General features: G+C 32.6%; 22 protein-coding genes and 1 other annotated feature. Of the genes, 11 read left to right on the top strand and 11 right to left on the bottom strand.

All coding sequences use genetic code 11. The features are described from left to right. Nucleotides 1–43 precede the first annotated feature (43 nt). From metE to HMPREF2561_RS09585, 4 genes are read right to left on the bottom strand one after another with little or no spacing between them, the layout of a single operon-like run. A complete protein-coding gene (metE, locus tag HMPREF2561_RS09600) occupies nucleotides 44–2,290 on the bottom strand; it encodes a 5-methyltetrahydropteroyltriglutamate--homocysteine S-methyltransferase (protein ID WP_070468717.1) in 2,247 nt (748 codons plus the stop codon). Beyond that, the gene (locus tag HMPREF2561_RS09595; RefSeq protein ID WP_069723851.1) at nucleotides 2,287–4,125 is read right to left on the bottom strand and encodes a bifunctional homocysteine S-methyltransferase/methylenetetrahydrofolate reductase; all 1,839 of its coding nucleotides are present in this window, start codon (nucleotides 4,123–4,125) and stop codon (nucleotides 2,287–2,289) included. Before HMPREF2561_RS09595 ends, metE begins: the two co-directional genes overlap by 4 nt. After that, complete coding sequence (gene metC, locus HMPREF2561_RS09590; protein ID WP_070468715.1) at nucleotides 4,079–5,254, bottom strand: cystathionine beta-lyase MetC; 1,176 nt, start codon at nucleotides 5,252–5,254, stop codon at nucleotides 4,079–4,081. Before metC ends, HMPREF2561_RS09595 begins: the two co-directional genes overlap by 47 nt. Continuing rightward, complete coding sequence (locus HMPREF2561_RS09585) at nucleotides 5,251–6,354, bottom strand: PLP-dependent transferase (RefSeq protein WP_017175668.1); 1,104 nt, start codon at nucleotides 6,352–6,354, stop codon at nucleotides 5,251–5,253. The genes metC and HMPREF2561_RS09585 overlap by 4 nt, the downstream gene beginning before the upstream one ends. Nucleotides 6,355–6,421: 67 nt before the next feature. After that, nucleotides 6,422–6,812, bottom strand: a binding site (T-box leader). Nucleotides 6,813–7,037: 225 nt separating this feature from the next. On the opposite strand from HMPREF2561_RS09585, the gene HMPREF2561_RS09580 reads away from it, so the two are divergent. The 4 genes from HMPREF2561_RS09580 (at nucleotide 7,038) to ychF (ending at nucleotide 10,204) form a co-directional block, all read left to right on the top strand. Beyond that, on the top strand, nucleotides 7,038–7,862 hold the full coding sequence (locus tag HMPREF2561_RS09580; protein ID WP_017175669.1) for a ParB/RepB/Spo0J family partition protein: 825 nt from the start codon (nucleotides 7,038–7,040) through the stop codon (nucleotides 7,860–7,862). 130 nt (nucleotides 7,863–7,992) lie between these two features. Then, complete coding sequence (locus tag HMPREF2561_RS09575; protein WP_017175670.1) at nucleotides 7,993–8,871, top strand: mechanosensitive ion channel family protein; 879 nt, start codon at nucleotides 7,993–7,995, stop codon at nucleotides 8,869–8,871. Nucleotides 8,872–8,891: 20 nt separating this feature from the next. Beyond that, nucleotides 8,892–9,095: a DUF951 domain-containing protein gene (locus HMPREF2561_RS09570; RefSeq protein ID WP_002448008.1), complete on the top strand. Its 204-nt coding sequence runs from the start codon at nucleotides 8,892–8,894 to the stop codon at nucleotides 9,093–9,095. 11 nt (nucleotides 9,096–9,106) lie between these two features. Continuing rightward, nucleotides 9,107–10,204 carry a redox-regulated ATPase YchF gene (gene ychF / locus HMPREF2561_RS09565; RefSeq protein ID WP_019834710.1) on the top strand — a complete coding sequence of 366 codons (1,098 nt, stop codon included), beginning with the start codon at nucleotides 9,107–9,109 and terminating at the stop codon, nucleotides 10,202–10,204. Between the two features lie 69 nt (nucleotides 10,205–10,273). Here the strand turns inward: ychF and HMPREF2561_RS09560 are convergent, their stop codons facing one another. Further along, nucleotides 10,274–10,465, bottom strand: a complete 192-nt coding sequence (locus tag HMPREF2561_RS09560; RefSeq protein ID WP_019834711.1) for a hypothetical protein — start codon at nucleotides 10,463–10,465, stop codon at nucleotides 10,274–10,276. Between the two features lie 247 nt (nucleotides 10,466–10,712). On the opposite strand from HMPREF2561_RS09560, the gene rpsF reads away from it, so the two are divergent. The 4 genes from rpsF to HMPREF2561_RS09540 all read left to right on the top strand — a co-directional run bounded on the left by rpsF (nucleotide 10,713) and on the right by HMPREF2561_RS09540 (nucleotide 12,957). Continuing rightward, nucleotides 10,713–11,009 carry a 30S ribosomal protein S6 gene (rpsF, locus tag HMPREF2561_RS09555; RefSeq protein WP_002447961.1) on the top strand — a complete coding sequence of 99 codons (297 nt, stop codon included), beginning with the start codon at nucleotides 10,713–10,715 and terminating at the stop codon, nucleotides 11,007–11,009. Nucleotides 11,010–11,030: 21 nt separating this feature from the next. Beyond that, nucleotides 11,031–11,546 (top strand): single-stranded DNA-binding protein, encoded by a 516-nt coding sequence (gene ssb / locus HMPREF2561_RS09550; RefSeq protein ID WP_048762494.1) that lies wholly within the window; start codon nucleotides 11,031–11,033, stop codon nucleotides 11,544–11,546. Between the two features lie 41 nt (nucleotides 11,547–11,587). Continuing rightward, nucleotides 11,588–11,830 (top strand): 30S ribosomal protein S18, encoded by a 243-nt coding sequence (gene rpsR / locus HMPREF2561_RS09545; RefSeq protein ID WP_002447994.1) that lies wholly within the window; start codon nucleotides 11,588–11,590, stop codon nucleotides 11,828–11,830. Nucleotides 11,831–12,012: 182 nt separating this feature from the next. Next, nucleotides 12,013–12,957 (top strand): hypothetical protein, encoded by a 945-nt coding sequence (locus HMPREF2561_RS09540; protein WP_048762530.1) that lies wholly within the window; start codon nucleotides 12,013–12,015, stop codon nucleotides 12,955–12,957. Nucleotides 12,958–13,015: 58 nt separating this feature from the next. Here the strand turns inward: HMPREF2561_RS09540 and HMPREF2561_RS09535 are convergent, their stop codons facing one another. Beyond that, nucleotides 13,016–13,273, bottom strand: coding sequence for a helix-turn-helix domain-containing protein (locus tag HMPREF2561_RS09535; RefSeq protein WP_048762493.1), 258 nt, complete (start codon nucleotides 13,271–13,273; stop codon nucleotides 13,016–13,018). Between the two features lie 319 nt (nucleotides 13,274–13,592). Between HMPREF2561_RS09535 and HMPREF2561_RS09530 the strand changes: the two genes are divergently transcribed. Further along, nucleotides 13,593–13,841: a GlsB/YeaQ/YmgE family stress response membrane protein gene (locus HMPREF2561_RS09530; RefSeq protein ID WP_002447983.1), complete on the top strand. Its 249-nt coding sequence runs from the start codon at nucleotides 13,593–13,595 to the stop codon at nucleotides 13,839–13,841. A 277-nt stretch (nucleotides 13,842–14,118) separates the two neighbouring features. Further along, entirely contained in the window at nucleotides 14,119–14,697 is a 579-nt protein-coding gene (locus HMPREF2561_RS09525) for a histidine phosphatase family protein (protein WP_017175677.1), read from the top strand. 96 nt (nucleotides 14,698–14,793) lie between these two features. Here the strand turns inward: HMPREF2561_RS09525 and HMPREF2561_RS09520 are convergent, their stop codons facing one another. The 4 genes from HMPREF2561_RS09520 to HMPREF2561_RS09505 all read right to left on the bottom strand — a co-directional run bounded on the left by HMPREF2561_RS09520 (nucleotide 14,794) and on the right by HMPREF2561_RS09505 (nucleotide 18,961). Continuing rightward, nucleotides 14,794–15,423, bottom strand: a complete 630-nt coding sequence (locus tag HMPREF2561_RS09520) for an NDxxF motif lipoprotein (RefSeq protein WP_049382443.1) — start codon at nucleotides 15,421–15,423, stop codon at nucleotides 14,794–14,796. Nucleotides 15,424–15,671: 248 nt separating this feature from the next. Continuing rightward, nucleotides 15,672–17,195: an alkyl hydroperoxide reductase subunit F gene (gene ahpF / locus HMPREF2561_RS09515; RefSeq protein ID WP_069723850.1), complete on the bottom strand. Its 1,524-nt coding sequence runs from the start codon at nucleotides 17,193–17,195 to the stop codon at nucleotides 15,672–15,674. Nucleotides 17,196–17,209: 14 nt separating this feature from the next. After that, nucleotides 17,210–17,779, bottom strand: a complete 570-nt coding sequence (gene ahpC, locus HMPREF2561_RS09510) for an alkyl hydroperoxide reductase subunit C (RefSeq protein ID WP_002447989.1) — start codon at nucleotides 17,777–17,779, stop codon at nucleotides 17,210–17,212. 402 nt (nucleotides 17,780–18,181) lie between these two features. Further along, nucleotides 18,182–18,961 carry a 2-keto-4-pentenoate hydratase gene (locus HMPREF2561_RS09505; RefSeq protein ID WP_017175680.1) on the bottom strand — a complete coding sequence of 260 codons (780 nt, stop codon included), beginning with the start codon at nucleotides 18,959–18,961 and terminating at the stop codon, nucleotides 18,182–18,184. A 155-nt stretch (nucleotides 18,962–19,116) separates the two neighbouring features. Here HMPREF2561_RS09505 and HMPREF2561_RS09500 point away from each other — a divergent pair, with 155 nt between their 5' ends. After that, entirely contained in the window at nucleotides 19,117–19,872 is a 756-nt protein-coding gene (locus HMPREF2561_RS09500; protein ID WP_069723849.1) for an NADPH-dependent oxidoreductase, read from the top strand. 56 nt (nucleotides 19,873–19,928) lie between these two features. Here HMPREF2561_RS09500 and HMPREF2561_RS09495 read toward each other — a convergent pair whose 3' ends face one another. Then, entirely contained in the window at nucleotides 19,929–21,320 is a 1,392-nt protein-coding gene (locus HMPREF2561_RS09495) for an L-cystine transporter (protein ID WP_049419744.1), read from the bottom strand. Between the last annotated feature and the right edge of the window lie 67 nt (nucleotides 21,321–21,387).

Raw genomic sequence — 21,387 nt, 5'->3', positions numbered from 1 at the left:
GAGGGAGAAAACTCAATTTCTCCCTCACATGTTTATCTGTATCTTATGCGACAGGTTTATTTTTTTCTTCACGTTTTTTACGAACAGTATTTACAAGTACTGTTAAGGCATCTTTCACTTCGTCTTCTTTACGTGTTTTTAGACCACAGTCAGGGTTAACCCAGAATAAAGAACGGTCAATTTGTTGTAAAGAACGATCAATTGCTGTTGCAATTTCTTCTTCAGTAGGAATACGTGGACTATGAATATCATATACACCTAATCCAATACCTAAATCATAGTTAATATCTTCAAAGTCTTTGATTAAATCACCATGGCTACGTGATGTTTCAATTGAAATAACATCTGCATCTAAGTCATGAATTGCATGAATGATTTGACCAAATTGAGAATAACACATATGCGTATGAATTTGTGTTTCATCTTGGACTGAAGATGTTGCAAGTTTAAATGAATTTACCGCATCAGCAAGGTATTGTTCATGGTATTCAGAACGTAATGGTAAACCTTCACGTAATGCTGGTTCATCTACTTGAATGACGCTAATACCTGCTTCTTCAAGTGCTAATACTTCTTCGTCAATAGCTAAGGCAATTTGATCTTGAACGACTTTACGAGGAACATCTACACGTTCGAATGACCAGTTTAAGATAGTGACTGGACCAGTTAACATACCTTTAACAGGTTTATCAGTTAAGCTTTGTGCATAAACAGTTTCTTTAACTGTTAAAGGTGCAGTCCATTTTACATCTCCATAAATGACTGGTGGTTTTACAGCACGTGAACCATAAGATTGAACCCATCCAAATTTTGTGACTAAGAAACCTTGAAGTTTTTCACCGAAGAATTCAACCATGTCATTACGTTCGAATTCACCGTGTACAAGTACATCTAAGCCAATCTCTTCTTGGATTTTAATCCAACGTGCGATTTCATTTTCTAAGAAGTTGTTATATTCTTCGTCTGAAATTCGATTATTTTTCCAGTCTGCACGGTATTTACGTACTTCTCTTGTTTGAGGGAATGAGCCGATCGTTGTTGTTGGTAAATCTGGTAAATGTAAACGAGCGTCTTGTGCTTTTTTACGGTCTTTAAAAGCAGATTTACGACTGGTTGGTACGCTATCAAAATCATATTCAAGGTTTTTGAACGATTGACTTTGGAATCGTTCATAGCGTGCTTTTAACTCATCATATTTTTTACTATCATTATTATTAAATAATCGACGTAATGCATCTAACTCATCTAATTTTTCAGTAGCAAAGCTTAAGCCTTCTTCAATTGATGTATCTAATGTTTCATCATCTAATGATACCGGAACGTGTAATAATGAAGAGGAAGGTTGAATTACAATTGCTTTAGTATAAGGTTGTAAAGTTTCGATTAATTCTTTTTTCGCTTCAATATCTGCAGCCCAAACATTACGACCGTCAATAATACCAGCATATAATGTTTTAGATTTATCGAAATCTCCTGCTTTAATTTGTTCTAAGTTATAACCGTGATCATGAACAAAATCTAAACCAAGACCAGCCACTGGTAAACGGCTTAAGAATTTTACATTAACACGTTCAAAATAGGTTTGTATGACTAATTTTTCTCCTAAACCAGCATCAGCAAAGTAGTCATAAGCCTCTTTAGTAATATTTTCATAATTTTCACTTTCATCTGTTACAAGAACAGGTTCATCGACTTGAATGTATTCAGCACCTGCATCTACTAAAGATTGTAATACTTCTTTATATAGTGGAAGTAATGTTTGAACTTTTTCTTCAAAAGATTGATTACCACCTTTAGAAAGTTTCACAAAAGTGATTGGACCAACAATGACAGGATGTGCATTTACATTAATTGATTTAGCATAGTTAAAACGGTCTAATAATACATTGCGATTCACCTTAGGTTCAACATTATCCCATTCAGGAACAATATAGTGATAGTTTGTGTTAAACCATTTAATTAATGCACTTGCAACATGTTCTTTATTACCACGTGCAATATCAAACAATAAATCATCATCTACTGTACGTCCTTGGAAACGTTCAGGAATAATGTTGAAAAGTAATGATGTATCAAGAATATGGTCATATAATGAGAAATCACCAACAGGTACACTGTCTAAATTATAATTCTTTTGAAGTAATAAATTTTCTTTATGTAAGTCTGTTAATGTTTGATCTAATTCAGTTTTATCGATTTTTTTAGCCCAATAGCTTTCGATTGCTTTTTTCCATTCTCTTTTTCTACCTAATCTTGGGAATCCTAAGTTTGAAGTTTTAATTGTTGTCATAATATTGCCTCCTTGTTTTGGGTAATTGCTTTAGAATATGCTGCGAGCTCTAATGAATAATCAATACGTTGGAAAGGTGTAATGAGATATAAACCATTAAAGTATTCATGTACCGTATCGATTAATTCTTTAGACAGTCTCAAACTTAATTCTTTTGTTTTTTCTTTATCATCTTTTACTGCTTTAAATTGATTTAATACATCTTCTGACATTTTAATTCCAGGCACTTCGTTATGTAAGAAAAGTGCGTTATTGTAGCTTGCAATAGGCATGATACCGATAAAAAGTGGGGTATCAAGATGTTTGGTTGCTTCATATACCTCTTTGATTTTTTCTTTACTATATACAGGTTGGGTAATAAAGTAACTCATACCTGCCGCTACTTTTTTCTCAAGGCGTTTAACTGCCCCGTCTAATTTACGAACGTTTGGATCGAACGCCCCGGCGATGTTAAAGTTGGTATGTTTCTTCAGCGCATCACCATCAACATTAATACCTTGATTAAATCGTAGCGCAAGTTCTGTTAAGCCTTTTGAATTAACATCATAAACATTCGTTGCGCCTGGTAGATGACCTACTTTTGAAGGGTCTCCTGTAATGGCTAAAATTTCACTAACACCGATGAGTGAAAGGCCAAGTAGATGAGATTGTAAACCAATTAGATTACGATCGCGACATGTGATATGAACAAGAGGTTCGATATCATATCGTTGTTTGATTAAACTTGCAGCAGCGATATTGCTGACTCTTACAGTAGCGAGAGAGTTATCTGCAAGTGTAACTGCATCAATATTTGCTTCATCTAGCTTACCTATATTCTCAAAGAACAATTCCGTATCGAGATGTTTTGGAGTGTCTAATTCAACAATCACAGTAGGTCTCTGTTTTACTTTTGATGTTAAATTTTGTTTTAATGTACGTTTTGCATTTGTATTAATTGTTCGATGAATTGGAATAACTTTTTTAGTTTTAACTGGTTTTAAATCTTTTACAGATTCTTTAATGTAAGAGATATGTTCCGGTGTAGTACCACAACAACCACCAATTAAACGAATGCCTTCGTTAATTAATTCTTGTGCAACATCACCAAAATATTTAGCATTGTCGCTATATTTAAACTCACTATTTTCAATATCGAGTAGGCTCGCATTAGGATAACATGAGAGATAGGCATCTTCTGGGAGTTCGATATGTGAAAATGAGCGTTGCATGTGATGTGGGCCATGGTGACAATTTAAGCCCACCACATTTGCGCCACATTCAACGAGCTGTTTTAACGCATCGTTAATTTCTGTACCATCAACGAGATAATTTGTATTAGAAGCGGTCAGTTGTGCGATAATTGGAATATCGTACTTTTGACGTGTCGCTGTTATCACACTCGTTAATTCATCTAAATCGTAGTAGGTTTCAAATAGTAAACCATCTACACCTTCTTCAATTAACGTATCAATTTGATTGTCTGTATGATATTGAATAGTAGAAAGCGATAAGTCTTCTTGTTTTATTCCCCTGAAGCCACCCACCGTTCCTAAGATAAATGTCTCTTTATTGGCTGCGCGTTTTGCAATTTGTACAGCGGCTTTATGAATTTCTTTTACTTTATGCTCTAAGCCAAATACTTTTAATTTTTCAAAGTTAGCGCCATACGTATTTGTCTGAATGACATCAGCTCCTGCTTCTATATATGAACGATGAATACGTTCAACTTTATTGGGATGTGTAAGATTATATGCTTCAGGACAAGTATCTAGGCCCTCGGAATAGAGGATTGTTCCCATTGCGCCATCAGCTACTAAAACGTTGTTCTTCAAATGGTTCAATAATCGACTCATTAAATGCCTCCTTCAATGCGTAGTCAATATCAGCTATGAGTTCTTCAGGTTTTTCAAGACCTACGCTTAGACGGAATAGACCAAATGTAATGCCACGTTCGTTTCTCACTTCTTCTGGAACAGCTACATGAGACATTGTGGCTGGATGTGAGAGAATAGTTTCTACTCCTCCTAAACTTACAGATACAAGTGGTAAAGTTAGCGCATCTACAAATGCTTGAGCTTTTGTTTCATCTTTTAGACGAAAGCCAATGACTGCACCGCCACTTTTAGCTTGTGATAAATGTAAATCACTATTTCCCGGATAATACACTTCAGCAACTTCATCTCTTTGACTTAGAAAGTCTACAAGCTTTTCAGCATTCGATGTAGATTGTCTAAAACGAACAGGTAATGTTTTTAAATGTTTGGCTAAAGTCCAACTATCATGTGCAGATAGGGCAGTTCCTGTTCCATTTTGGAGTAGGTAAAGTGCCTCAGCGACGTCTTTGCGATTTGTAATAGCAGCGCCAGCAATAATATCACTATGTCCACCTAAGAATTTTGTTGCAGAATGAACCACTATATCAGCACCAAGTGCAAGTGGAGATTGACCTAACGGAGTCATAAATGTATTATCTACTGCTAAAAGTAGATCATGCTTTTTAGCGATATGAGCAACTGCTTTAATATCAGTGATTTTAAAGCATGGGTTCGATGGTGTTTCTATATAAATTAATTTTGTATTAGGTTGAATGGCTTGTTCAATTTCTTCAGGATGAGTCGCATTTACCGTCGTAAATTTAATATTAAAACGATTTAAAATACGTTCAGTTAGTCTAAATGTTCCGCCATACACATCATCTGGTAAAATGACATGATCTTCAGCTTGTAATGTGAGTAATACGGCTGATATTGCTGCAATACCTGAAGCATAAGCAAATCCATATTGGCCGCCTTCAAGTTTAGCTAATTTTTCTTCTAATAATTGACGATTAGGATTACCACTTCTGGCATAATCAAATTTTGCGTTACCACCAAGTACTTTTTGATGGAAAGTTGAAGAATCATATAATGGTGGGTTTGCTGAATCGTAATCTACACCTCTATGTTCATCAAATATCACTTCTGTTTCTTTAGATAAGCTCATGAAATCACTCCTACTTTAGAATTTTCTAATGCTTGAATAATATCTGCTTCAACATCCTTATAATCTTCAATACCAATGGATAAGCGAATTAAATGTTCATCAATACCGCGTTTGTCTTTTTCATCATCTGGCATGTCGACGTGTGTTTGTGTATATGGGAAAGTAATAAAGGTTTCAGTTCCTCCTAAACTTTCTGCAAAAATACAAATTTCTAAATTTTCTAAAAATTTAGCTACGCTATAAGCCTTATTAAGACGTAAACTTAGCATACCTGTTTTTCCACTATAGAGTACTTCATCAATAGAATCGGATGTTTCACAACGTTTTGCGAGACGACGTGCATTGTCTTGAGATCGTTCTATTCTGAGATGTAGTGTTTTCAAACCTCTTTGGAGCAAGTAACAATCAAGTGGAGACAATGTGGCGCCAATCATATTGTGAAATTGACCTAATTGTTCAGCAAGCGTGTCATCTTTAACTGTCACTACGCCTGCAAGTACATCATTATGACCACCTATATATTTTGTAGCTGAGTGTAAAACAATGTCAGCACCTTGTTCTAAAGGTGTTGATAAGTATGGAGTTAAAAACGTGTTATCAATGATTGTTAATAGATGATGTTTTTTACTTAGAACATAATAGGGTTCTACATCAATTTGAATCATTTGAGGATTCGAAATTGGTTCGATAAAGAGTGCTTTTGTATGTTTATTTATACTGTTTTCGACTTCTTCATAATTTAAAAAATCAACGTATTTAAAATGAATACCGTATTGTTGTTCATAATAATCAAATAATCTAAATGTTCCTCCATATAAATCAAACGCTACTAAAATTTCATCACCAGGTTTAAATAAGTTACAAATAAGTTGAACTGCAGCCATACCACTTGAAGTTGCAAATGAAGCTGTACCACCTTCTAATTTGGCAAATGCTTCTTCAAATGAAGAGCGCGTTGGATTTTTCGTTCGTGTGTAATCATATCCTGTAGACTGACCTAGGTGAGGATGTTGATATGCCGTCGATAAGTAAATTGGATTAGCAATTGCGCCAGTCAAATCCTTTGTTAATGAAATTTGTGCTAATTGAGTATCTTTCATTTCAAATCCTCCTATCATTTTCTAAATAAAAAAAGCTTCCGTCCTTTAAACCCGATATGTATCGGATGTAAAGGACGAAAGCTTGTTTCGTGGTACCACCTTTGTTTGCTACTTTATTGCTAAAGTAACCTCAAACAGTACGCCATCATGTTTTAGGAGTACTTGAAAAAGTGACACACATTATCGTAAAGTATCAGATATATCTGTAATAAAAAAACTCATTTAACTTTTAATGATAAATGAGTATTAACGATAATTTAGTGACGTCGGTGATTCCAGTACGCCATTAAACAATAAATGTTAATACTGTATCGCTATAACGGGCGAACCCGTTGATACCTCATATTGGCATCAACACTCAAAGGCCATTTTCAAACTTTCTTTCAATGTCTCTTCTCAGCTTACAAGACTCTCTGTATCTGCAGTGTAAGTTTTACTTTCCTTATTACCGTGTGTAATTTGTGTTTTTTTAAGTTAATTCATAGCTTACAGACATAAATTACATTTGTCAACAACTTTTCTGAAAATTATGATTAAATAATAAATTCAGAAAGCGGTTGAATGATTGATATATATACTTTCTACCTAGTAAAATTTTTCTTAAAAAAGTTTATAAGACTTGTAGATATAACACGCTTTTTTTAAAATTAAGTAATGACTTTAAAGATAAGGGAGGACTATGAGTGGACCATATTGAAGATCAACGTATTCAATTAAATAATGATGAACACGTACAACATATTAAAATTTCAAGTATTAAAGTTAATCCCTATCAACCTAGAAAAACATTTGATGAGGAGAAACTTCAAGATTTAGCAGATTCTATAACAACTCATGGTATACTTCAACCTATTGTTTTAAGAAAAACGATCAATGGATATTATATCGTTGTAGGAGAACGACGTTTTCGAGCTTCTAAATTAGCTGGGTTAGAGGAAGTTCCTGCAATTGTAAAATCCCTTTCTGATTCTGACATGATGGAATTAGCCATTATAGAAAACTTACAAAGAGAAGATTTGAATGCAATTGAAGAAGCTGAAAGTTATCAACGATTAATGAACGATCTTGGTTTGACACAACAAAAAGTTGCTGAAAGGTTAGGAAAATCACGTCCTTACATTGCTAATATGCTAAGATTACTAAATTTACCCTCTGATATTGCTAAGCTTGTAAGAGAGCATCGCATGTCAGGTGCCCATGGACGTACTTTACTTGCATTAAAAGATGTAAATACGATGAAACGTATAGGTAAACAAGCAATCAAAGAGGGGTGGAGTGTACGTTATTTAGAGAAAGTTGTTTCTGAAATTCAAGACGGTGGGCAGTCTAAAAAAGAAAAATTAAATACTCCAAGTAAACCCAAATTCATACAGAAACAAGAACGTGCGCTTAAGGAAAAATTTGGAACTCATATAGATATATCTGTATCTAAAAATGTTGGGAAAATTGTGTTTGAGTTTAAATCCGAGGCTGAGTTTAGACGTATTATAGATAAACTTAATAAATAGTATCCTATTAATAAAATAAAAAAGAAAATGATAAATCAAAAGACTGATACAATTTTAGAAAAAATTTTGTATAATAAATAAATTGGAATATAAATTTAAGGTGGACTAAATAGAAAAGGAGGGGGCTATTATGAATCAATTGAAGAACGTGTTAACATCGCTATTTCAACCATTAACAGAACCCGAAGTATATACAAATTTAGCAACTAAATTAGCAATGGTTATTATTTATATTTTAGTAGGCTTAATTGTAATTGGAATTATTAATAAAGCGATAGAAGAAGCATTTAAATTTCAAAATAAAAGTAATAGAGGAAATAAAAAACGCTCTAAAACGCTCGTGTCCCTTATCAAAAATGTTGTAAGATACATTGTGTGGTTTATCGTGCTCACAACAGTATTAAGTAAATTTGGAATTAGCGTAAACGGAATTATCGCCAGCGCTGGTGTTGTAGGTATCGCTGTTGGTTTTGGAGCCCAGACTATAGTCAAAGATATTATTACTGGATTTTTCATTATTTTTGAAAATCAGTTTGATGTAGGTGATTATGTTAAAATTAATAGCGGTGGTACTACAGTTGCTGAAGGAACAGTAAAATCTATAGGATTGAGATCAACGCGTATTAATACCATCACTGGGGAGTTAACTATTTTACCAAATGGTAGTATGGGTGAGATTACTAACTATTCTATTACTAATGGTACGTCAATTGTAGAAATTCCAGTCTCAGTTGATGAAAATTTAGATAAAGTTGAAAAGAAATTAAATAAATTATTTACAGCAATGCGTAGTAAATACTACTTATTCATTACTGATCCAGTTGTTTTAGGAATTGATGGGTTAGATGAAACAAAAGTTATCATAAGAATATCAGCAGAAACTATTCCTGGAGAAGGTGCTTCAGGTTCTAGAATTTTACGCAAAGAAATTCAAAAAATGTTTGTACAAGAAGGTATTAAATTGCCACAACCCATGTACGTAAGAAATACCGATAAACAAGACGCTTAATAAATGTTGGGGGTAATGTTGTGACACCAAAATATGGTATAAATGATATAGTAGAAATGAAAAAACAACATGCTTGTGGAACAAATCGATTTAAAATTATTCGCATGGGTGCAGATATACGAATTAAATGTGAAAATTGTCAAAGAAGTATTATGATTCCACGACAAGTGTTTGATAAAAAAATAAAAAAAATATTAGTATCTCATCAAGATACAGAAAGTTAGGAGAATGATTCATGGCTTTAACAGCAGGTATCGTAGGTTTGCCTAATGTTGGTAAATCTACTCTATTTAATGCAATTACAAAAGCAGGTGCGCTCGCTGCGAACTATCCCTTCGCTACGATTGACCCGAATGTCGGGATTGTAGAAGTACCAGATACACGTTTGAATAAATTAACAGAAATGGTAGAACCTAAGAAAACGATTCCTACCACTTTCGAATTCACAGATATTGCAGGTATTGTTAAAGGTGCTTCAAAAGGTGAAGGTTTAGGAAATAAATTCTTATCACATATTCGTGAAGTAGACGCTATTTGTCAGGTAGTACGTGCTTTCGATGATGAAAATGTGACACACGTCGCTGGCCGTGTAAATCCATTAGATGATATTGAAGTCATTAATATGGAACTTGTTTTAGCTGATTTAGAATCAGTAGAGAAACGTTTGCCTCGAATTGAAAAAATGGCACGTCAAAAAGATAAAACAGCCGAAATGGAGTTCCGCATTTTATCTAGAATAAAAGAAGCGTTAGAAGAAGGAAATCCAGTTCGTAGTTTAGATTTTAACGAAGAAGATCAAAAATATGTAAATCAAGCTCAATTATTAACATCTAAAAAAATGTTATATATTGCAAACGTTGGCGAAGATGAAATTGGTGACGATGAAAATGATAAAGTGAAAACCATTCGTGAGTACGCAGCAAAAGAAGATTCTGAAGTTATCGTCATTAGCGCAAAAATCGAGGAAGAAATTGCAACACTTGATGATGAAGATAAAGAAATGTTTTTAGAAGACTTAGGTATTGAAGAACCAGGCCTCGATCGTCTTATCAGAACAACATATGATTTGTTAGGATTATCTACTTACTTTACAGCAGGTGTTCAAGAAGTACGTGCTTGGACATTTAGACAAGGGATGACGGCACCACAATGTGCAGGTATCATTCATACAGACTTCGAACGTGGTTTCATTCGTGCCGAAGTAACAAGTTATGACGACTATGTTGAGCATGGTGGTGAGCAAGGTGCGAAAGAAGCAGGTAAACAACGTTTAGAAGGTAAAGATTATATTATGCAAGACGGAGATATTGTTCACTTCCGATTTAATGTATAGGAATATAAAAAAGCGCGACATCTATTTATTATAGACGTCGCGCTTTAGTTATATCATTATGGTTATATCTTAAAAAAACGGTATAACTTTACTTGCTTTAACAATATCTTTGGTGCTAAAAAACTGTTTACCTTCTCCAGTATAAGCTGGCTCAAGAATCATATTGGCTTTTGCACAGTATAGCCACTCTGGAGTGATACCGCAATTTAAGATTTCTTGAAACTCTTGAAAACCTTTATTCCAATCTAAATCTAATTGCATAGTTACACCTCAAGGATATTATAGAATATCAGTTCTCTTTTGAAAAGATATGTTTAAAGTTTGAATATAAATTTATAGGCCAATACGATAAATCTTATCCACTTTCAGACAAAATATTTCAAATAATATTTATTGTAAAAAGTAATCACCTATGCTATAATTCTTGATTGTGAGTAATGAAAATTATTCCTTGCCTATTGATAGGATTCGATAGGCCGCATAGACCACAAGGAGGTGCAATTATAAAATGAGAACATATGAAATTATGTATGTCGTACGTCCTAACATTGAAGAAGATGCTAAAAAAGCAGTTGTTGAACGCTTTAACGGTATCTTAGCTTCAGAAGGATCAGAAGTTTTAGAAGAAAAAGACTGGGGTAAACGCCGTCTTGCTTACGAAATTGAAGATTTCAAAGAAGGCTTCTACTTCATCGTACGCATTAAAACAGATAATAACAGAGCTACAGACGAATTCCAACGTTTAGCTAAAATCAATGACGATATTATCCGTTATATCGTTATCCGTGAAGACCAAGATAAGTAATAATTAAATGGGGGCGTTGAAATGATAAATCGAGTTGTATTAGTAGGTCGTTTAACTAAGGATCCAGAATACAGAAGTACTCCCTCAGGCGTAAGTGTAGCGACATTTACTCTAGCAGTTAACCGTACTTTCACGAATGCTCAAGGGGAACGCGAAGCTGACTTTATTAACGTTGTTGTATTTAGAAGACAAGCAGAAAACGTAAATAACTATCTTTCAAAAGGTAGTTTAGCTGGCGTTGATGGTCGCATACAATCACGCAGTTATGAAAATCAAGAAGGTCGTCGTATATTTGTCACTGAAGTTGTAGCGGATAGTGTTCAATTCCTTGAACCTAAAAATGCACAAGGTGGACAACGTAATCAAGGAAATAATGATTTCCAAGATTATGGCCAAGGATTTGGTGGTTCACAATCAGGACAAAATACATCTTATAATAATAATAACAATCGTGCATCAAACAATAATCAATCAGATAACCCATTTGCAAATGCGAATGGTCCAATTGATATTAGTGATGATGACTTACCATTCTAACGAAAGAATGAGATTAAAAATATAAAAGGAGGTAATTAACCATGGCAGGTGGACCAAGAAGAGGCGGACGTCGTCGTAAAAAAGTATGCTATTTCACAGCAAATGGTATTACACATATTGATTATAAAGACACTGAATTATTAAAACGTTTTATCTCAGAACGCGGTAAAATTTTACCACGTCGTGTAACTGGTACTTCAGCTAAATATCAACGTATGTTGACTACAGCTATTAAACGTGCTCGTCATATGGCTTTATTACCATATGTTAAAGACGAAAACTAATATATAATTAGTGTTAAACCCCGTAAGCTCAAGGCTTGCGGGGTTATTTTTATGTCGAGTAATAAAAAATAGATAGATTATACATATTAAGTTGATTTTAAAATGTATTGGGTAATATCTTTAAGGGATGCAATATAAAATGTTATCATTAAAAGAGATATACATAAGGAGTTTTGATGATAATGAGAGGAAAATATTTATTAGCAGGTATTGTTGCATCTACTTTACTTTTGGGTGCTTGTGATTTAAATATTCATTTACCAGGCGGAAATAATGATAGTTCAGAGGATAAACAAAAAACTGAGAAGAGTGATAATAAAAACAAAACGCCTAATAATTCAAATAAAAATAATAATACTAATAATGAGAAGAATATAGATTCATCAGATACACAACAAAATGATAATGATGAAAATACTAATTATAATCAAACTGAAGATATTCAACCAAATGATAATAATAGTATTCAGTCATCCGAACAGAATACTCAAAACCAATCTGAAAACGGAATCAATGGAAATAATGAAACGACTACAAATGAAAGTCATTCAACTAGTGACAATCAATCAAACGATTCTTCGAATAAAGAACTTACACCTCAGCAAGCAGAGGATGTTGTCTATGATTGGTATAAAAATCAAGGATTTGGACATCGTTTAAGAAATGAATTTAATTACAATCCTAGTAAAAGTACTGACGATATGTATTATATAGATTATGCAGCAAGTGACGCTTATGGTACTGGTACACCTTATGTAGCTATTGTAGATAAACATACAGGTAGTATTGTTGATAATTATAATAATATGACAGATGAAGAAAAAGCTAAAAGAAAACAAATGAATGAAAGTAAATTAGAACAAAGTAACCGACAACGAAATAATGATGTACAAAATAATGAAACAAAGAATAATAATGAAACGCAACATACATCATCTAATGAAGAAAATCAAAATAGCGCGCAATCTGAAACTCAAAATGATGTCCAGACATCGAATCAATCCGAGAACAATCATTCAACTTCAACAGACGCTTCTACACAAACTAAAGAAGAACCCACAACTTCTCAAATGGATCGTAATGAACAAGCACAACCAAATCATCAAAGTACAAATACCGAAGAATAAAAACAAAGGAACAAGACATTATATTCAACATGAATATGTTTTGTTCCTTTAAAGTTGTTTATAGTCGAATATCAACATCATCAAATTGTTGTTGATATTCTTTATATTTACTTTCAACTAGAACTTGATAAGATGTATTGAAATAATCTGCCAGAATCATTGCATCTTTGAACTTTGGTTCATGTTGATGATTTTCCCATTCGTATAATTGATGTGGTTCGTAATGTGTGCCATACTTTTTGTTTAGGATTTCAGTTAATTCATTAATTTCAAGATGTCTTTTTTTTCTTAAGTTATACAGTGCATGTGAACCCATAATACATAACCTCCTAAGTATCAATTTTGTATATAAAAAAATTTTATTATATGAAAATTTATTAAGTCTTTTATATATTTTATTATAATATGCTTGTTCATAATGTTTAGCAAGTATTTTATATAAAAATAGTTGCTATTTTTAGGAGCCTTATATTTTTAATCATTAATTGAATAAATACTAATAAAATATGTGGGTGTTATTATTTAGTTGTTTTTGTTATAAAAAATAAATTATTTTAATAATGATGTTTATAAAATTGAAATAGGTGGTATGAATAAGAAGTAAATAAAATAAAACTATAAGGAGTAATCTAACTATGGGCTTTATTATTATGATAATAGTTGGTGGATTAATCGGTTGGATTGCTGGCATGATCATGGGTAAAGATATCCCTGGTGGTATCTTAGGTAATATCATTGCTGGTTTAATCGGTTCATTCATCGGAAGTAAATTGTTAGGTACTTGGGGTCCTGTTTGGGGCGGAGTACCAATCTTCCCAGCATTAATCGGTGCAATTATTCTTATTTTTATTGTTTCTTTAATTTTAAAAGCAATCAAAAAATAAGTATAGTATTTAAAGAGGACTACGTTATGTAGTGCTCTTTTTTTATTTATTAAACTAAAAAAAGAGGATGACGTCGGGTTAAGACGTCATCCAGGAGTATTATGTTCATGAATATAAAAGACTTGTAGTTATTAAATAACTACAAGTTAATAGTATCATGCAATATAAATATTGACAATCATAAAAACTTATATTATTTAAAAATATATAATTTGTATTATTAGTAGACTTCATTCAATTATTATTTAATATAATAAATTGAAATAGGAGGTAAAACATGAATTTATATCTTATTCGACATGGTGAATCACAGTCTAATTACGATAATAAGTACAATCGAGCATATTATTGTGGTCAGTTAGACGTTCCTTTAACTGAAAGGGGCATTGAAAGTGCAAAAAACTTAAAGACGTATTTTTATAATATAAAAATTGATGATGTGTATGTATCTGATTTAACAAGAACAAAAGAAACATATCAATATATCTTCCCTTACGATATCCCAACTACAGTTACCTCATTATTACGTGAACGTTCATTGGGTCTATTTGAAGGTCAATTTAAGGATAAACTTATGAAAAATAATAAGTATCATCGCTATTTTCATGATTCAAATTATAAAGATTTTCGACATAGCTTTATTCAAAAAGCGCCTGAGGGGGAAAGTTATAATGATGTTTATCATAGAGTGAAACAGTTTTTCGAAACGATCCATATTCAAGATAATCACACGATAGTCATTATTGCACATCAAGTTGTGATACGTTGTATTATGGTTTACTTTGGCTATATAAATAAAGAAGAAGCATTAACTAAAGTAATTGAAAATTGTAAGCCATATCTTATTGAGTTATAAAAAAATCTGAGACATCATTCATCGTCTCAGATTTTTTATATATTAGACGTCACCATTAATGGATTGAATAACATATTCAAACGGATACTACCTATTCTATTTATCAAAAACATCTGTTTTGATATCTTTCTTATTTAAGAAAGATTTGATTTTATTTTGTTGGTTTCCATTTACATCTCCAGCATAATGAGTAGGAACATCTACAACGTTAATTGTATTTTGAGGTTGGTAATTCAGTTGTTCGATACTTTCATCAACATTTGCAATTGTACTATTCAAAGCATGAAAGTATTTAATAATACGATTTACATGATCTTTATAGCCGTCTGGCAATGTGTTATTTTCAACATATTTTTTAAAGTGTAAGTCATTTTTAACAGCAATATTAGATAAATTACTAAGTTTTGTAGCTTGTTTATCAGTGATTTTTGTTTGTCCTGAACTTTGACGGTCGATTTGACTTTGCATTATATATTTATTATCTAAAATATCACTATTAACATCTAGATATTTTTTGATTGCTTGGTTCATTTCATCTTCAGTAAGCTTTTGATGTGATTTATTCGATGTAAAAATATCATTTTCAGTTAAGTTTTTAGCATGTTTCGGTGCATTAACACCGTTACTTTGATTATGATTGTCTTCGTTATTATCATTATTAGGTGCACAAGCACTTAATATTAATAACAATGCTAAAAAATTACTAATAATCATACTCTTTTTCATAGATTTCAATAATCTCCTTTATTAGTAAACGTTTCTATTTAAGCATAATAATAGAGTATCATTTATAGAAACAGAATTGAATGTTTAAGACTTAAAATTAATATAAATCTATGAACAAATTGTGGCAATATCAGTAAAAAAATAAATTAAAAAAGCAGAGCCATTAATAAAATGACTCTGCTTAAAATGAAGATATTTGATAGGTTAAGTTCTAAGTCTTACTTTCATGTAGAAAGTTAAACTGTAAATTAATTTCTAATAATATAATCAAATGCACTCAATGCTGCGTTAGCACCTGAACCCATTGATATAATGATTTGTTTATATTTTTGGTCAGTAACGTCACCAGCAGCAAAAATACCAGGAACGTTTGTGTTATTTTCACGATCCACAACGACTTCTCCACGGCTATTTAACTCTACTGCGTCACCAATCCATTTTGTATTTGGCACAAGGCCAATTTGTACAAAGATACCATCTAAGCTTAATTCTTTCATTTCACCAGATGACATATCTTCATAGCTTAAACCAGTAACATGATCTTCGCCTAGAACTTCGGCAGTTCTAGCATTTGTGTGAATATCAACATTAGGGAAAGAACGTAAACGTTCTTGTAACACTGTATCCGCTTTTAGTTCTGGAGCGAATTCAAATAGCGTCACATGTTTAACTATTCCTGCTAAATCGATAGCTGCTTCAACACCAGAGTTACCACCACCAATAACTGCAACGTTTTTATTTTCAAATAAAGGTCCGTCACAGTGAGGGCAGAAGGCAACACCTTTATTGATTAAGCGATCTTCACCAGGAATATTTAATTTACGCCAGCTTGCACCAGTTGAAATAATAGCAGTTTTACTTTCAAGAACTGCATCATTTTCTAAAGTTACTCGGATAGCTTTATCAGTTTTTTCAATTTTAGTTGCACGAATACCAGTCATAGCATCAATATCATACTCTTCGATATGTGCAGCTAAATTAGAAGAGAATTCTGATCCAGTGGTTTGTTTAACAGTAATAAAGTTTTCAATACCAGCTGTATCGTTAACTTGACCACCAATTCTATCTGCAACAATACCAGTGCGTAAACCTTTACGCGCAGTATAAATTGCAGCACTACCACTTGCTGGCCCACCACCGATGATTAATACATCGTATGGATCTTTATCTTCGTATTCTGAAGCATCTTGTGTACTGCCAAGTTTAGATAAAATATCAGAAATTGTCATACGACCATTACCGAATTCTTCACCATCTAAAAATACAGCAGGGACTGCCATGATATCCTTAGATTCTTCACGGAATACAGCACCATCAATCATTGTATGAGTGATATTTGGATTAATTACACTCATTAAGTTTAATGCTTGAACTACATCTGGACATTTTTGACAAGTTAAACTTACATAAGTTTCAAAATTGTAGTTACCTTCAAGACCTTTAATTTGATCAATGATTGATTGTTTTTCTTTAGGCGCACGACCACTTACTTGTAAAATGGCAAGCACAAGTGAATTAAACTCATGACCTAAAGGAATACCAGCAAATGTGATACCAGTATCTTCTTCAGGTTTACTTACTTGAAAACTTGGTGTGCGTTTTAATTCTTTTTCAACGATTGTAATATGATGTGTCATCTCAGCGATTTCATCTAATAAATCTTTTAATTCTTTAGATTTATCATCAGAGCCGATACTTGCTCTAAATTCTACATCGCCTTCCATAAGTTGTAATAATTGTTGTAATTGTTGTTTTAAATCAGCATTAAGCATACTTAAATGCCTCCTTAAATTTTACCTACTAAGTCTAATCCTGGTTGTAATGATTCAGAACCTTCTTCCCATTTTGCTGGGCAAACTTCACCTGGATGTTGACGTACGTATTGTGCAGCTTTGATTTTATTTACTAATGTACTTGCATCACGGCCAATACCATCTGCATTAATTTCTGCTGCTTGAACTACACCATCAGGGTCAACGATAAATGTACCACGTTGTGCCAAACCTGCTTCTTCATCTAATACATCGAAGTTACGAGTGATGATTTGAGAAGGGTCACCAATCATAGTGTATTGGATTTTGCTGATTGCGTCTGAATGGTCGTGCCAAGCTTTGTGTACGAAATGAGTATCAGTTGAAACTGAGAATACATTAACACCTAGATCTTGTAATTGGCTATATTGGTTTTGTAAATCTTCTAATTCAGTTGGACATACGAAAGAGAAGTCAGCTGGATAGAAGCAAACAACGCTCCAAGAACCTTTTAAATCATCTTGGCTTACTTCTTTGAATTCATCATTTTTAGGATCATATGCTTGAGCTGTGAAAGGTAAGATTTCTTTATTAATTAAAGACATAACTTAAATTCCTCCTGATTTATCGAATATTAATTAGAACTACATAATAATTATTGCTTATTTATAATAATTCTAATCTCTTGATTAATATTATTACATGTAGATTTTATTTCGTCAACATAATATACTTAAAAGTAAGAAAAACATTATAAAGCACTGATATAATAAGGTTTATATAAAAAATATTAACTTTTTTAAGATATTGTGAGGTTTATTTTTCCTAATTAAAAAATGTAAATTGTAAATACAAATACATCTTTTCGCTTAAATCTATTCTCAACTAAAGGAAAGTATTTGATAATGGAAATCAAAAATAATAGATGAAAACTCTCTTCAAGTTACGCTATGAAACATATAAATCTGAAGAGAGTATCAAGTATTTTCAATATTATTTTATTAAAATCAGTCTTTGACTTCTACTTTTACACTTCCTACTTTCTCGTATTCAGCAATATAAATACCTTTTTCTAAATGTAGTGGTGAAATAAATGTACCTGAAGAAATAAATTGACCTTTTTCTAAACGTTTTCCATGTGAATGTAATTTTTTATTTAACCATTTTATAGATTCAATAGGATTTCCTAGTACGTCACTAGAATGTCCTGTTTCAATTTCTTGATCGTTTTTAAATAACTTTAAGTTAATATCAGCAAACGATTTGTAATCAAGAGGTGTTACTCTTTTTCCAACCACAATTAAACCTGTTGCAGTATTATCTGAAATTAAATCTGATAAAGCAAAGTTAGGGAACCAATCTTTATAACGTGCGTCAGGAATTTCAATACCTGGAGCTACTTTTACACTTTCTAAGATGGTTTGAACATCTGCATTCTCTGGTAAATCTGCAGTTAATTCAAAGATAAGTTCAGGTTCAAGTAATGGATCAAATAATGTTGATAATGAGATGGAGTTACCACCTTCGACTACTTGAGTAGATAAAATAGTACCGTACGCAGGCTCATTTGTATTGGCAATGGCTTGAGTGGCGGCACTTGTCATACTTACTTTGTAACCTTTAATTTCTGATTTTTGCTTATTTTTTAATTGATTAATGAGATCATCTTGTGTGTGATAGGCTTCTAACTCATTTAGTTCAAAAGAGGAACTGATAAAATCAATCGGTTTTTTTGATGTAAAAGCTTGATATAAGGCTGTTGAAACTTCTTTGTTAGCGTGAGTCATAGTATCTCTCCTTTGATATCTGAAAATTGTCATTATTATGATAACTTTAATTAGTTTAGCATGCAAATCTTAATTTAAAATAAAGGGCAATTTGGAAGAAAAATAAAATATAAATTGTTAACATATATTCAGTAATTAAAAAAGGAGTGGACTTAATGTCAGATTATGTTTACAAATTAGCTAAAAAACATCATTCAGTTCGAAAATTTAAAGATCAACCTTTAAGTGAAGACGTTGTTAGAAAGTTAATTGAAGCTGGGCAAAGTGCTTCAACATCTAGTTATTTACAAACATATTCAATTATTGGAGTAGAAGACCCAGAAATTAAAGCAGAACTCAAAGAAGTATCAGGTCAACATTATGTGGTAGATAATGGCTATTTATTTGTATTTGTTTTAGATTATTATCGTCATAGTCTTATTAATGAAGATGTAGAACAACACATGGAGACGTCATTTGAGTCAGCTGAGGGCTTGTTAGTTGGTGCCATTGATGTTGCATTAGTATCAGAAAATATTGCTTTAGCAGCTGAAGATATGGGCTATGGCATTGTATACTTAGGTTCGCTTCGCAATGATGTCGGACGTGTACGTGAGATTTTAGACTTACCTGAATATGCCTTCCCTCTATTTGGTATGGCTGTAGGGGAGCCAGCTGAGGATGAAAATGGATCACCAAAACCACGTTTACCTTTTGAACATGTCTTCCATAAAAATGTCTATAATAGTAATAATGCACAACAAAAAGAAACATTAAACGCTTATGATCAATTGGTTAGTAAATATTATCAAGACCGTACAAATGGTGTGAGAAATGAAACCTGGTCTCAACAAGTTGCTGGATTTTTAAGTGGAAAAGCACGATTAGATATGTTAGAGCAATTAAATAAATCTGGATTAATGAAAAGATAAAATAAAACCGAAAAAAGAGAGGCAGAATTTGTTCGAAATTCTGCCTCTCTTGTTATTTATGATTCTGTGGATAATTCTCCATAATGATTAGAATTAAATTTTTCTTTATCTAAGTTACCTGTTAAACGTGCTGTACCAGTACCTGCTAATATAGAATCATTGACATTTAGAGCAGTACGACCCATATCAATAATTGGTTCGATAGAAATTAATACACCCGCTAATGCAACTGGTAAGTTTAAAGTTGATAATACAAGAATTGAAGCGAAAGTTGCACCGCCACCAACGCCAGCTACACCAAATGAACTAATAACTACAACAGCAATTAGTGTAAGAATGAATGGTATATCTATGTCAACATGAGCAACAGGAGCAACCATAATAGCAAGCATTGCTGGATAAATACCAGCACATCCATTTTGGCCAATAGACAAGCCGAATGAAGCTGAGAAGTTTGCAATACCTTCAGGTACTCCTAAACGTTGCGTTTGAGTTTGCACATTTAAAGGAAGCGCTCCTGCACTTGAACGTGATGTAAATGCAAAAATCAGTACTTCAAGTGTTTTTTTGACATAACGAATAGGGTTGATTCCCATAATCGCTAAAATAATTAAATGAATAACATACATTGTAAGTAAAGCTGCATAAGATGCAATCATGAATTTACCTAATGTCCAAATTGCTGCAAAATCACTTGTAGCAATTGTAGAAGCCATAATTGCGATAATTCCATAAGGAGTTAATCTTAAAACAAAGGTAACAATTGACATGATGAGAGCATAAACAGCATCAATACCACGTTTTAATAAGCTACCATTATCAGGTTGTTTACGTGCAACACGTAAGTATGCAAATCCTACAAAAATGGCAAATATTACTACTGCAATAGTTGAAGTTGTTCTCTGACCAGTAAAATCTAAGAACGGATTGTTTGGTAATAATTCAAGAATTTGTTGTGGTAGTGTATTCGCTGTAAGTTGCTTCGCCTCACTACTAATTTCATTTCCTCGTGCATATTCTGCACTACCTAAATCGATACTTGAAGCATCAAGGCCAAATACAATGGCATAAAAAATACCTACAACGGCTGCAATAGCGACAGTACCAATTAAAAACATAAAAATATAAGAACCTATCTTAGCAAATTTATCGCCAATTTGTATCTTACTAAATGCTGAAACAATAGAAATAAAAATAAGAGGCATAACAATCATTTGTAATAATGTCACATAGCCATCTCCAACGATGCTAAACCAATCAGTTGTAGTTTCAAGCACTTTAGAATTAACACCATAAATAAGGTGTAAAATAATACCATATACAATTCCTAATCCTAGAGCGGTAAAGACTCGTTTAGGGAATGATACATGTTTTTTAGCCATAATGAATAAGCCGATAATGAAAATCAACATTATGACAATATTAATAATTGAAAATAATGTTCCCATATAATGATTCTCCTTTTATTAGTTAAATCCGACACATTTCATAAGAATAGTATTAAATATATAATAA

Source organism: Staphylococcus sp. HMSC069E10, assembly GCF_001809205.1.
Lineage (GTDB): Bacteria > Bacillota > Bacilli > Staphylococcales > Staphylococcaceae > Staphylococcus > Staphylococcus hominis.
Note: the sequence above shows the minus strand (reverse complement) of the source record. Positions and strands in the feature narration are given on the sequence as shown.

What these genes read in the sequence shown, in the direction of transcription:
- metE (WP_070468717.1), bottom strand. Translation starts at nt 2,290, where the DNA reads ATGACAACAATTAAAACTTCAAACTTAGGATTCCCAAGATTAGGTAGA.
- HMPREF2561_RS09595 (WP_069723851.1), bottom strand. Translation starts at nt 4,125, where the DNA reads ATGAGTCGATTATTGAACCATTTGAAGAACAACGTTTTAGTAGCTGAT.
- metC (WP_070468715.1), bottom strand. Translation starts at nt 5,254, where the DNA reads ATGAGCTTATCTAAAGAAACAGAAGTGATATTTGATGAACATAGAGGT.
- HMPREF2561_RS09585 (WP_017175668.1), bottom strand. Translation starts at nt 6,354, where the DNA reads ATGAAAGATACTCAATTAGCACAAATTTCATTAACAAAGGATTTGACT.
- HMPREF2561_RS09575 (WP_017175670.1), top strand. Translation starts at nt 7,993, where the DNA reads ATGAATCAATTGAAGAACGTGTTAACATCGCTATTTCAACCATTAACA.
- ychF (WP_019834710.1), top strand. Translation starts at nt 9,107, where the DNA reads ATGGCTTTAACAGCAGGTATCGTAGGTTTGCCTAATGTTGGTAAATCT.
- HMPREF2561_RS09560 (WP_019834711.1), bottom strand. Translation starts at nt 10,465, where the DNA reads ATGCAATTAGATTTAGATTGGAATAAAGGTTTTCAAGAGTTTCAAGAA.
- rpsF (WP_002447961.1), top strand. Translation starts at nt 10,713, where the DNA reads ATGAGAACATATGAAATTATGTATGTCGTACGTCCTAACATTGAAGAA.
- ssb (WP_048762494.1), top strand. Translation starts at nt 11,031, where the DNA reads ATGATAAATCGAGTTGTATTAGTAGGTCGTTTAACTAAGGATCCAGAA.
- rpsR (WP_002447994.1), top strand. Translation starts at nt 11,588, where the DNA reads ATGGCAGGTGGACCAAGAAGAGGCGGACGTCGTCGTAAAAAAGTATGC.
- HMPREF2561_RS09540 (WP_048762530.1), top strand. Translation starts at nt 12,013, where the DNA reads ATGAGAGGAAAATATTTATTAGCAGGTATTGTTGCATCTACTTTACTT.
- HMPREF2561_RS09535 (WP_048762493.1), bottom strand. Translation starts at nt 13,273, where the DNA reads ATGGGTTCACATGCACTGTATAACTTAAGAAAAAAAAGACATCTTGAA.
- HMPREF2561_RS09530 (WP_002447983.1), top strand. Translation starts at nt 13,593, where the DNA reads ATGGGCTTTATTATTATGATAATAGTTGGTGGATTAATCGGTTGGATT.
- HMPREF2561_RS09525 (WP_017175677.1), top strand. Translation starts at nt 14,119, where the DNA reads ATGAATTTATATCTTATTCGACATGGTGAATCACAGTCTAATTACGAT.
- HMPREF2561_RS09520 (WP_049382443.1), bottom strand. Translation starts at nt 15,423, where the DNA reads ATGAAAAAGAGTATGATTATTAGTAATTTTTTAGCATTGTTATTAATA.
- ahpF (WP_069723850.1), bottom strand. Translation starts at nt 17,195, where the DNA reads ATGCTTAATGCTGATTTAAAACAACAATTACAACAATTATTACAACTT.
- ahpC (WP_002447989.1), bottom strand. Translation starts at nt 17,779, where the DNA reads ATGTCTTTAATTAATAAAGAAATCTTACCTTTCACAGCTCAAGCATAT.
- HMPREF2561_RS09505 (WP_017175680.1), bottom strand. Translation starts at nt 18,961, where the DNA reads ATGACTCACGCTAACAAAGAAGTTTCAACAGCCTTATATCAAGCTTTT.
- HMPREF2561_RS09500 (WP_069723849.1), top strand. Translation starts at nt 19,117, where the DNA reads ATGTCAGATTATGTTTACAAATTAGCTAAAAAACATCATTCAGTTCGA.
- HMPREF2561_RS09495 (WP_049419744.1), bottom strand. Translation starts at nt 21,320, where the DNA reads ATGGGAACATTATTTTCAATTATTAATATTGTCATAATGTTGATTTTC.